Raw genomic sequence first — 10,233 nt, forward strand, 5'->3', positions numbered from 1 at the left:
CCGGATCGCTCCGGCCCTTTCTCAAATCATGCCCGAGCGTCTCAGGCCGCCTTGGGATCATAGCCCGAGACGGATTTCACCTCGATGAAATCCTCGATGCCCCAAGGGCCGCCCTCGCGCCCGTTGCCGGACTGCTTCATGCCGCCGAAGGGTGCGCCCTGGCCCCGGCTCTCGCCATTGACCTCGACCATACCGGCGCGCAGGGCGCGGGCGACGCGGGCCGCGCGGCCCTTGTCCTGCGTTTGCAGATAATCGGTGAGGCCGTAGGGCGTGTCGTTGGCGATCTTGATGCCTTCCTCTTCGGTGTCGAAGGGGATGATTGACAGGACCGGGCCGAAGATTTCCTCGCGCGCGACGATCATGTCGTTGTTCACGTCGGCAAAGACCGTCGGCTTGACATAGAAGCCACGGTTGAGCCCGTCGGGACGCCCGACGCCGCCCGCAACGAGGCGCGCGCCTTCGTCGATGCCCTTCTGGATCAGGTCCTGAATCTTGTCGAACTGCACCTTGTTGACGACCGGCCCGATGTGATCGCCGTCCTGATCGGCGGGGCCGACCTTGATCGAGTTTGCGATGGCGGCAGCCTTCTCGACGGCGGCGTCATAGACCTCGCGCTGCACGATCATGCGGGTCGGCGCGTTGCAGGACTGGCCCGAGTTGTTCATGCAGTGGCGCACGCCGCGCTCGACCGCCGCGTCGTCGGCATCCGCGAAGACGAGGTTCGCGCCCTTGCCGCCAAGCTCGAGGCTCACGCGCTTGAGCGTATCGGCCGCGGCCTTTGAGATCAGCTTGCCCGCGCGCGAAGAGCCGGTGAAGCTGACCATGTCCACGTCGGGATGCTGGGTGAGCTGCGTGCCGACGCCCGCGCCATCGCCGTTGACGAGGTTGAAGACGCCCGCCGGGAAGCCGGCCTCGTCCATCATCTCGGCGAAGAGCATCGACGAGAGGGGGGATTCCTCGCTGGGCTTGAGCACCATGGTGCAGCCCGCGACGCCGGCGGCGATCACCTTGAGCGTGACCTGGTTCATCGGCCAGTTCCATGGCGTGATGAGCGCCGCGACGCCGATCGGCTCGTTGCGGATATAGCTGCCGGGCGTGTTCGGATCGTGCGGGTGCTCGAACTGGAAGTCCTTGGCCGCTTCGAGGAAGGCGGCGATATGGCCTGCGCCCGCCGCGGCCTGCTGCTCGCGCGCGAGGGCGATGGGCGCGCCCATCTCGAGACTGATGGCCTGCGCCATCTCTTCGGCGCGCGCTTCGTAGATCTTGCCCAGCTTCTCGACCAGCGCGATGCGCTCGGCGGGGGGCGTGTTCATCCAGCCGTCGAAGGCGGCCTTTGCGGCGGCGACGGCGGCGTCGGTGTCGGCCTGCCCGCCCAGCGTGATGACGGCGCACGCCTCCTCGTTGGAGGGGTTGATGACGTGATGGTCATTGGCCTTGGCCGGATCCACCCATTTGCCGTCGATGTAGAATTGGCGTTTCTCGATCATGTCCTGTCTCCCTTTCTGCGTCCTGTCCCGGCCGGCGCGTCTGCCATGCCCGAAGACCTTGCCCAAAGACATAGCCCCGGCCCCCATAGCCTGCAAGGCGCCCCCCGGCTCCCCGCGCGGCATGGCTGCGGGCAGGGGGGTGCAATCGGGTGCGGCGCATCCTATCTTGCGCGGCATAGGACAAGGACCAGACCCGAGAGGAAAGGACAGCATATGGCACTGCGCATCAACGATACCGTTCCCGATTTCACCGCCGAGACCGACCACGGCACGATCAGCTTTCACGATTTCATCGGTGACAGCTGGACGATCCTCTTCTCGCACCCCAAGGATTTCACGCCCGTCTGCACGACCGAGTTCGGCGCCGTCGCGCGGCTCAAGGACGAGTGGGACAAGCGCGGCACCAAGGTGATCGGCGTCTCGGTCGACGGGGTCGAGGACCACAAGAAATGGAAGACCGATATCGAGAAGGTCGCGGGCACCGGCGCGGGCTTTCCGATCATCGCCGATGACGGGCTCGAGGTATCGAAGGCCTTCGACATGCTGCCCGCCGAGGCCTACCTGCCCGATGGCCGCACGCCCAACGACAGCGCCACGGTGCGGGCCGTCTTCATCATCGGCCCCGACAAGAAGCTGAAGCTGAGCATGACCTACCCGATGAATGTGGGGCGCAATTTCGCCGAGGTGCTGCGCGCGCTCGACGGGCTTCAGACCGCCGCGCGCGAGGGCGTCGCGACGCCCGCCGACTGGCAGGTGGGCCAGGACGTCGTGATCCCCACGGCGGTGAGCGATGCGGATGCCAAGGAGAAGTTCGGCGATTTCACCACCGTGCTGCCCTATCTGCGGATGACCAAGCTGAAGGGCTGAATTGCGCCCCTTCGATGAAAGGCCCCGGCGGATGCGCCGGGGCCTTTCGCGTTTCGGGGCCTCGATCGGCGCCTCAGCGGGCGCCTGCGCTCACCCGGACGGGCACGCGCGTGCCGCCGCCTGGCTCGTCGTCGTCATCCTCGCGCTCGGTCATGAGCATGATCGCAACGCCGCATTGCACACCGGCGAAGACAATTCCGTTCAGCACCCAGAAGACGACGGCGGCCATGATGCCGATATCGGACGTGCTGACGAGGTGCCAAAGATTGGCGACGTTGAACCAGAAGAGCGTGGCGATGAAGACGGCCGCGAGGGCGAAGCCGATCACGCAATGGGTAATGTAGAAGCGGACGATCTTGGGCATTTTCAGGCCTCCTATGGTCCATGCCTTTAAGATTAGCGCATCTATCCGCACGAGCAAGCGCACCGCCACGCCGCGCAGCGCTAGGGCGCCGCACCTTTCCCCAGCGTAAGTTCTGGGCGGTCTTCCGCGCATGCCTACCGCTTGCGGGCGGTTTTTCGCCTTCATTTTCCTGCGCGGCTTGCCTCACGCCGCGCATCCGAGGCTTTAATGCGCGAGAGATATACCAAGAGAGATTCCGGACCATGGTTCTGCGCGCCATTCTCGTTGCATCGCTCGGCCTTCTGGCCGCCTGCGCCTCCGCCCCGCCGAAGGAGACGCCCACCGTTTCCACCAGCTCTCCCGTGCAGCTCTATCCGGGCGAGACTCCCGAGATCCGCGCTTTGGTGAACAAGTACGCCGACCGTTACGAGGTGCCGCGCAACCTGGTCCACAAGGTCATTCAACGCGAGAGTGACTATCGCCCCAACGCACGCAATGGCCCCTATTACGGCATGATGCAGATCCTTCCCGCCACCGCGCGCGGCATGGGCTTCGCCGGCAGGGATTCCGATCTGCTCGACCCCGAGACGAACCTCAATTACGCGGTCAAGTATCTGCGCGGCGCCTGGATGGTGTCGGACGGCAATCTCGACGAAGCGGTGATGTGGTATGCGCGCGGCTATTACTACGAGGCGCGCGACCGCTGCCTTCTGGTCGAGACCGAGCTCAAGACCCGCGAGATCGCCAAGCATTGCGGCTGATCCGCTTTGAGGCAAATTGCAGGCACTTCGCTTTTGCGCGCCGTGCCTGCCTTGGGTAATGTTCTCTTGTCTGGCCAGGACGGCCGGAACCTGATTCCAGAATACACGTGTGGTGCATGGGAGCACGTGGGGTGGCGGAGGGTTTCGGCATGTGGTTCGGAACCCTCCGTTTTAATCTGGAAAGACCAAATCAGCGCCGGGCAGGCCGAACACTGCCGCGCATGAAAAAGGCCCCGCCGAGTGGCGGAGCCTGATTTCGTGAAAAGGCGTAATGGGGCCGCTCTTAGCTGCCCATCTCGTTCGTGCATTTACGCACCTCATAGACGGCGGCGGATGCGCCCGACATGTCCACGATGTAGGTTTGCGGCGTCTCGGGGAAGACGACAAGCTCCTCGCCCGCTTCGACGTCCTGCACGAAATCGGTGTTGTTGACGAGGACATAGCCGCCTTCGTAGCCATCCTCGATGCTGGCGCCGACACCCGTGGCCACGCCGCCGTAAAGATTGCCGTTGGCGATGAAGGCGACGTTCTGGCCCGTCTCGATCGCGGCATCCGTCTGCCCGAAGAGGCCCAGATAGCCCGCCGTCTCGTCCTCGGTGAAACCGAACTGCACGATCGCGCCGTTCTCGGCCTTGTAGGACGCGAAGCACGAGCCTTTCGTCTCGTTCTTGCGGATCGTCCAGGCGCCGGCGTCGCGATACTTGGAAATCTCGTCGCCCTTCGTGGGCAGAGCATCCTCGGGCGCGGCGGCGAGCGGGGCGGCGAAGCCGATGGTCAGGGCGCTGATGGCGGTAAGAAGCTTGGTCATGTGTTTCTCCAAATCAATTTCGGCGCGAATTCCAATGCGCGCCGATCTTATCGCTTAACGCCATTCGAGGGGCAAGGTTCCGGCGCGAGCGGGCGTCAGCTAGGGCGCCACGCCCGCCATGTCGCACAGCATGCGCCAGGCCTCGGGCGCGACCGGCTGAACCGAGAGGCGCGGCTGGCGCACGAGCGCCATGTCCGACAGGCGCGGATCGGCCTTGATCGCATCGAGCGTGACGGGCTGCGCGACCGGCATCACCGCGCGGATATCGACGCAGTCCCAGCGCGGATCCTCGGCGGTGCTGTCGGGATGCGCCTCGGCGCAGACCTCAACGATACCGACGATCGCCCGCTCGTCCTGGCTGTGGTAGAAAAAGCCGCGATCGCCCAGAGCCATCTCGCGCATCACGTTGCGCGCCTGGTAGTTGCGCACGCCGTCCCATTCCTCGCCCGCGTCGCCGCGCGCGACCTGATCGGACCAGCTCCATGTCGACGGCTCGGATTTGAACAGCCAGTAGCGCATGGGCTTCAGATCACCTTTTTCCAGGCGATCATCTCGACGCTCTCGAAAAGCCCGGCATGGGCATAGGGATCATCCGCCGCCCAGTCGCGCGCGGCGGCCATGTCCGCGACATCGAGCACGATGAGCGAGCCGCACATCTCGCCCGCCTCGTCCAGAAGCGGGCCGGCCTGCGAAACGGCGTCCGAGGATTTCAGATAGGCGACATGCGCATCGCGCGTATCGAGACGGATTTGCAGCGCGCCGGGTTTGTCGCGGGCGATGAGGGCGATCAGCATGGGGCTCTCCTGAGGTATCGGTCGCGGCGCAGACTATAGCGGTGCGCCGCCCGCCGCAATTCAGGCTTTGGCGCCTTTCTTGCCCGAGCCGAGCATCGACGGCGCGGCGCTGTCGAGCGGCCAGCGGGGCCGCGCGGCGAGCGCCATGTCGTCGCGCTGCCCCGCGCGGTAGAGCTCGGCCCCCGCATAGGCGATCATCGCCGCATTGTCGGTGCACAGCGCGAGGGGTGGCGCGATGAAGCGAACGCCCGCCGCCTCGGCCACCTCCATCAGCGCGCCGCGGACGGCCTGGTTGGCGGCGACGCCCCCCGCGACGGCGATCACCGCCAGATCGGGGCAGGCCGCGAGCGCGCGGCGCGTCTTTTCGGCCAGAACGTCGCGCATCGCCGCCTGAAATCCCGCGCAGAGATCGCGCCGGTCCTGCACCGTCAGCCCGCCCTTCTCGGCGATGATCGCGTCGCGCGCCCGCAAGAGCGCGGTCTTCAGCCCCGAGAAGGACATGTCGCAGCCCGGCCTGTCGAGAAGCGGGCGCGCGAAGGCGAAGCGCGCCGGATCGCCCTGCGCTGCCTCGGCCTCGACCGCCGGCCCGCCCGGCTGCGCAAGGCCCAGAAGCCGCGCCGTCTTGTCGAAGGCCTCTCCCGGCGCGTCGTCGATCGTGCCGCCGAGGCGGGTAAAGTCCTGCGCGCCATCGACGCGCAGGAATTGGCAATGCCCGCCCGAGACGAGCAGCATGAGATAGGGATAGGCGACATCATCCGTCAGGCGCGGGGTCAAAGCGTGGCCCGCGAGGTGGTTGACCCCGATGAGCGGCAGCCCGGCCCCCACGGCCAGCCCCTTGGCGCACATCACGCCCGACATGACGCCGCCGATCAGCCCCGGCCCCGCCGTCACCGCGATGGCGTCCATCTCGCGCAGCGCGAGGCCCGAGGCGCGCAGAACCTCGGCGACGCAGAGATCGAGCTTCTCGGCATGGGCGCGGGCCGCGATCTCGGGGACGACGCCGCCGTAAGCGGCATGAAGGTTTCCTTGGCTATGCACGGTCTGGGCGAGGATCTCGGCGCGCGCCCCGACGCGCAGGATGGCGGCGGCCGTGTCGTCACAGCTGCTTTCCAGTCCGAGGATGGTGAGGGTATCGCGCATCTTGTCCGCCCGTTGCGTGGCCGCCCTTGCCCGCGTATCACTTGGGCGAGTGCCTCACAACTGCGGAGCCGCCCCTTGCCCCCCACCGTCCTCATCACGCGGCCCGAGCCTTATGGCGCCGAATTCGCCGCGATGTTGAGGGCCGCGCATGGCGCAGAACTGCGGGTGATCCACTCGCCGGTTCTGGCGATCGAGGGGCAGGGCGCGCTGCCCGATCTCGAGGGGTTTCGCTGGCTCGTCTTCACCTCGCGCAGCGGTGTGCGCCGTTTCACCGCGCTGGGCGGGCGGCGCGATATTCCGGCCTATGCGGTGGGGGACGCGACCGCCGATGAGGCACGGCGCGCGGGGCTGAACGCGATCTCGTGCAAGGGCGATGCGCAGGACCTTCTTGCCCGCATCCGGGCTGATGGCGCCGAAGGGCCGATGCTGCATCTGCGCGGCGCCCATGCGGCGGCGGATGTTGCGGGGGCACTCCGTGCGGCTGGGATCGACGCGCGCGAGGCGGTGATCTATGCGCAAAAGCCCCAGCCGCTCAGCGCCGAGGCGCGCGCCTGCCTTGCGGGGAACGCGTCGGTGATCGCGCCGGTTTTCTCGCCGCGCAGCGCCGCCGCTCTATTTGCTTCGGGGGTGCCCGCCGCGCCGCTCGTCGTGCTCGCGATCAGCGCGGCGGCGGCGCGGGTGCCGGAGGAGGCCGGGATCTGCGTCATCGTGGCCGAAAGGCCCGATGCCGAGGCCATGCTGCGGGCCTTCCCGGCGGCGCTCTCGGCGGGCAACCGCCTTGAGGGAACAAAGCGTGCGCAGTAAGGTTGACAGGCTGAGCAAATCGGCAGGATTCGAAAGGGATATCGGACGTGGCAGATAAAAAAGGGACAGGGGACAGCCCGCGCACCGACCAGGCGGATGACGCGAAGAAGAGTGCCGCCCCCGAAACTGCCCCCAAGACGACCGGCCAAAAGTCCAAGGCGGCCGCCGCAAAGAGCGGCAAGACCGCTGCCGAGACATCCACCTCGGGCAGGGGCACGGCAAATGCGGCTGGCGCGTCCAAGTCCCGCAGCGCCGCCGCAAGCAAGGCCGGTGCGTCCAAATCGACGGCCAAACCCGCCGCCACGTCGGAAGGCGCCGCCGCCGTGAAATCCGCGCCCGCCAAGGACGGCGCGGCCAAATCGGCGCCCGTGAAACCCGAGGCCGCCGATACTGAAACCGCGAAAGCCGAGGCCGCCAAACCAGCGCCTGCAAAGGCAGACGCAGCCACGGCGAAGGCGTCCGCAACCTCGAGCACCGATACCAAGACGGCCTCCACGAGCGTGCCCAAGACCGAAAGCGCGCGCAGCGGTTCTTCGGGCAGCGCCAGCGCCGCCCCGCGTGCGAACGAAGACACCAAGTCCTCCGGCAGCGGCTTTCTCGCGCTGTTCCTGGGCGGTGTCTGCGCCGCCGCGATCGGCTTCGGCGCCGCCTATTACATCCTGCCCCAGACGGGTCTGATGCCGCCCGCAGGCGGCGACGCGGACCGGATCGACGCGCAGGCGGAGCGCATCGACGCGCTCGAGCGCCAGCTTGCCGACCTGCCCGTCGCCGAGGCACCGGACCTGAGCGGTCTCGAAGGCGGTCAGCAGACGCTCGAAGGCAATATCGCCGCGCTCTCGCAGCAGATCGAAGACCTCACCGCGCGGCTCGACGGGATCGAGGCGCAGCCGGCGGGCAGCGGGGGCGGCGCGTCCTCGGGGCAGATAAACGCGCTGCGCAGCGCGCTCGAAAAACAGGGCGAGCAACTGGCCGCGCTGACGCGCGAGGCCGAAGAGCGCGACAACGCCGCCCGCGCCGCCGCCCGCGAGGAGCTGCGCCGCGCCGCGCTCACCCGCATCCGCACCGCGCTCGACACCGGCTCCGAATTCGCATCGGCGCTGGGCGATCTCGAGCGGTCGGGCATGTCCACGCCGGACGCGCTTCAGGACTTCGCCGAAAGCGGCGTTCCGACCGCTCAGGAATTGCAGGACGAATTCGCGCCCGCCGCCCGCGCCGCGCTGGCCGCCGCGCGCCAGAGCGGCGCCGATGGCTCCGAGCCGGGCATCTGGTCCTTCATGTCGGACCAGCTCGGCGCGCGCTCGCTCGAGCGGAAGGAAGGGCCGGGCGCCGATGCCGTGCTCTCGCGCGCCGAGGACGACTTGCGCCAAGGCAAACTGGAGAGCGCCCTCGCCGAGATCGAAGACCTGCCCGAGCCCGCCCGCGCCGAGCTGGCCGCCTGGACGGACGCCGCGCGCGCCCGGATGCAGGCGCTTGCCGCCCATGACGCGCTTGCCGCGAAACTGAACTGAAAGGGCCCGCCCCAATGCTGTGGTCAATCATCAAGATCGTCGTCTTCCTCGCCCTCGTGGTGTTGGTCACATTCGGCGCGTCCTACCTTCTGGAACTCGATGGCGGCGTGCGCATCGTCATGGCGGGGCTGGAGCTGAACCTGACGCCGCTCAAGGCGGTCATCGCGCTCTCGCTGCTCATTCTCGGTCTGTGGCTCCTGCTCAAGCTGGCATCGCTCCTCATCGCGGTGCTGAAATTCATCAACGGAGACGAGACGGCCATCTCGCGCTATTTCGATCGGAATCGTCAGGAAAAGGGGTATCGCGCGCTGTCCGAAGGAATGATGGCGCTTGCCTCGGGCGAGGGCGACGTGGCGATGGCCCGTGCCGCGCGGGCCGAGCGCTACCTGCGCAAACCCTCGCTCACGAACCTCGTCACCGCGCAGGCCGCCGAGATGCAGGGCAACCGCGCCAAGGCCGAGGAAGTCTACAAGCGGCTTTTGAAGGATGACCGCACCCGCTTCGTCGGCGTGCGCGGGATCTTGCGTCAGAAGCTGGCCGATGGCGACACCGACACCGCGCTCAAGCTGGCGCAGACCGCGCATGGTCTCAAGCCCGCGCATCCCGAGATCCAGGACACCTTGCTGCGTCTCCAGACGAGCCAGGAGGATTGGGCCGGTGCGCGCCAGACGCTGAGCGCCAAGCTCAAGCACGGCAACATCCCGCGCGACGTGCACAAGCGCCGCGACGCCGTCCTGGCCCTGTCGGAGGCGCGCGACATCGCCGTCGAGGGCAAGACCGTGGAAGCACGCGAGGCCGCGATCGAAGCGAACAAGCTGTCGCCGCATCTCATCCCCGCCGCGGTCATGGCCGCGCGCAGCTATATCGCGCAAGGCGCGCCGCGCTATGCCGCGCGGGTCATCCGCAAAGCGTGGGATCAGCAGCCCCATCCTGATCTGGCCGCCGCCTTCGCCGCCATCGCGCCGGACGAGACGCCCCAGGCGCGCCTCAAGCGCTTCAAGAAGCTGACGGATGCCCGTCCCGATCACCGCGAATCGAAGCTTGTCGAGGCCGAGCTGAACCTGGCCGCCGAGGATTTCCCCGGAGCGCGCCGCGCGCTGGGCGATCTTGTCGAGAAGGACCCGGACGCGCGCGTTCTGACCATCATGGCCGCCATCGAGAAGGGCGAGGGCGCCGCCGACCGCGTGGTGAAGGGCTGGCTCGCCCGCGCGATGGCCGCGCCGCGCGGCCCGCAATGGATCTGCACGAAGTGCCAGCATATCCACAGCGATTGGGCGCCCGCCTGCGATCACTGCCACGCCTTCGACACGCTCGAATGGAAATCACCCCCGCAGGGCGATGTGACCTCGCCCACCGGCCTCGAGATGCTGCCGCTCATCATGGGCGATCTGGACGACACGAGCGCCACGGAAATGGCCACCGTCGTCGATGCCGAGGTCGTGCAGGACGCGCCCGACGAGGACGAGAAAAAGGATAGGGCCGGGGCTTAAAATAGTCTTGGCCCGCCCCGGCGGCGGTGCTATAGCCCCGTCACCCGAGGGGAGCGCGCCGCAATTCGGCGCATTTCCCTTCCTTGGGCCGCTGTAGCTCAGCTGGTAGAGCACGTCATTCGTAATGATGGGGTCGTAGGTTCGAGTCCTATCAGCGGCACCACCCCTTCAGCTAACACATTGGTAACACTCCAGCTTTTAACACGAGCTAGGAGCCGTAGACCATGTCGG

General features: G+C 67.3%; 11 protein-coding genes and 1 tRNA gene. 6 read left to right on the forward strand and 6 right to left on the reverse strand.

Annotation, left to right across the window (positions count from 1 at the left end):
• Window positions 1-41 precede the first annotated feature (41 nt).
• Entirely contained in the window at window positions 42-1,487 is a 1,446-nt protein-coding gene (locus ACGRVM_RS13665; RefSeq protein WP_377172439.1) for an aldehyde dehydrogenase family protein, read from the reverse strand.
• 213 nt (window positions 1,488-1,700) lie between these two features.
• On the opposite strand from ACGRVM_RS13665, the gene ACGRVM_RS13670 reads away from it, so the two are divergent.
• On the forward strand, window positions 1,701-2,354 hold the full coding sequence (locus ACGRVM_RS13670) for a peroxiredoxin (protein WP_377172440.1): 654 nt from the start codon (window positions 1,701-1,703) through the stop codon (window positions 2,352-2,354).
• Between the two features lie 73 nt (window positions 2,355-2,427).
• On the opposite strand, the gene ACGRVM_RS13675 is transcribed toward ACGRVM_RS13670, so the two are convergent.
• Complete coding sequence (locus ACGRVM_RS13675; protein WP_377172441.1) at window positions 2,428-2,718, reverse strand: hypothetical protein; 291 nt, start codon at window positions 2,716-2,718, stop codon at window positions 2,428-2,430.
• Between the two features lie 242 nt (window positions 2,719-2,960).
• Here ACGRVM_RS13675 and ACGRVM_RS13680 point away from each other — a divergent pair, with 242 nt between their 5' ends.
• Window positions 2,961-3,458, forward strand: coding sequence for a transglycosylase SLT domain-containing protein (locus tag ACGRVM_RS13680; protein ID WP_377172442.1), 498 nt, complete (start codon window positions 2,961-2,963; stop codon window positions 3,456-3,458).
• Between the two features lie 283 nt (window positions 3,459-3,741).
• Here the strand turns inward: ACGRVM_RS13680 and ACGRVM_RS13685 are convergent, their stop codons facing one another.
• The 4 genes from ACGRVM_RS13685 to tsaD form a co-directional block, all read right to left on the reverse strand.
• On the reverse strand, window positions 3,742-4,266 hold the full coding sequence (locus ACGRVM_RS13685; protein ID WP_377172443.1) for a hypothetical protein: 525 nt from the start codon (window positions 4,264-4,266) through the stop codon (window positions 3,742-3,744).
• A 99-nt stretch (window positions 4,267-4,365) separates the two neighbouring features.
• Window positions 4,366-4,785: an EVE domain-containing protein gene (locus ACGRVM_RS13690; RefSeq protein WP_377172444.1), complete on the reverse strand. Its 420-nt coding sequence runs from the start codon at window positions 4,783-4,785 to the stop codon at window positions 4,366-4,368.
• A 5-nt stretch (window positions 4,786-4,790) separates the two neighbouring features.
• Window positions 4,791-5,060: a YciI family protein gene (locus tag ACGRVM_RS13695; RefSeq protein WP_377172445.1), complete on the reverse strand. Its 270-nt coding sequence runs from the start codon at window positions 5,058-5,060 to the stop codon at window positions 4,791-4,793.
• Window positions 5,061-5,120: 60 nt separating this feature from the next.
• Window positions 5,121-6,200 (reverse strand): tRNA (adenosine(37)-N6)-threonylcarbamoyltransferase complex transferase subunit TsaD, encoded by a 1,080-nt coding sequence (gene tsaD / locus ACGRVM_RS13700; protein ID WP_377172446.1) that lies wholly within the window; start codon window positions 6,198-6,200, stop codon window positions 5,121-5,123.
• A 75-nt stretch (window positions 6,201-6,275) separates the two neighbouring features.
• Here tsaD and ACGRVM_RS13705 point away from each other — a divergent pair, with 75 nt between their 5' ends.
• From ACGRVM_RS13705 to ACGRVM_RS13720, 4 genes are all read left to right on the forward strand, one after another.
• Window positions 6,276-7,004: a uroporphyrinogen-III synthase gene (locus ACGRVM_RS13705; protein ID WP_377172447.1), complete on the forward strand. Its 729-nt coding sequence runs from the start codon at window positions 6,276-6,278 to the stop codon at window positions 7,002-7,004.
• Between the two features lie 47 nt (window positions 7,005-7,051).
• Window positions 7,052-8,512 carry a COG4223 family protein gene (locus ACGRVM_RS13710; RefSeq protein ID WP_377172448.1) on the forward strand — a complete coding sequence of 487 codons (1,461 nt, stop codon included), beginning with the start codon at window positions 7,052-7,054 and terminating at the stop codon, window positions 8,510-8,512.
• Between the two features lie 14 nt (window positions 8,513-8,526).
• Complete coding sequence (locus ACGRVM_RS13715; protein ID WP_377172449.1) at window positions 8,527-10,002, forward strand: heme biosynthesis protein HemY; 1,476 nt, start codon at window positions 8,527-8,529, stop codon at window positions 10,000-10,002.
• Between the two features lie 87 nt (window positions 10,003-10,089).
• Window positions 10,090-10,165, forward strand: a tRNA-Thr gene (locus ACGRVM_RS13720).
• Window positions 10,166-10,233: the final 68 nt, after the last annotated feature.

Source organism: Roseovarius aquimarinus, from assembly GCF_043661195.1.
Classification (GTDB): Bacteria; Pseudomonadota; Alphaproteobacteria; order Rhodobacterales; family Rhodobacteraceae; genus Roseovarius; species Roseovarius aquimarinus.

Coding starts and splice junctions, on each gene's coding strand:
- ACGRVM_RS13690 (WP_377172444.1), bottom strand. CDS start 4,785: ATGCGCTACTGGCTGTTCAAATCCGAGCCGTCGACATGGAGCTGGTCC.
- ACGRVM_RS13675 (WP_377172441.1), bottom strand. CDS start 2,718: ATGCCCAAGATCGTCCGCTTCTACATTACCCATTGCGTGATCGGCTTC.
- ACGRVM_RS13665 (WP_377172439.1), bottom strand. CDS start 1,487: ATGATCGAGAAACGCCAATTCTACATCGACGGCAAATGGGTGGATCCG.
- ACGRVM_RS13670 (WP_377172440.1), top strand. CDS start 1,701: ATGGCACTGCGCATCAACGATACCGTTCCCGATTTCACCGCCGAGACC.
- ACGRVM_RS13680 (WP_377172442.1), top strand. CDS start 2,961: ATGGTTCTGCGCGCCATTCTCGTTGCATCGCTCGGCCTTCTGGCCGCC.
- tsaD (WP_377172446.1), bottom strand. CDS start 6,200: ATGCGCGATACCCTCACCATCCTCGGACTGGAAAGCAGCTGTGACGAC.
- ACGRVM_RS13715 (WP_377172449.1), top strand. CDS start 8,527: ATGCTGTGGTCAATCATCAAGATCGTCGTCTTCCTCGCCCTCGTGGTG.
- ACGRVM_RS13695 (WP_377172445.1), bottom strand. CDS start 5,060: ATGCTGATCGCCCTCATCGCCCGCGACAAACCCGGCGCGCTGCAAATC.
- ACGRVM_RS13685 (WP_377172443.1), bottom strand. CDS start 4,266: ATGACCAAGCTTCTTACCGCCATCAGCGCCCTGACCATCGGCTTCGCC.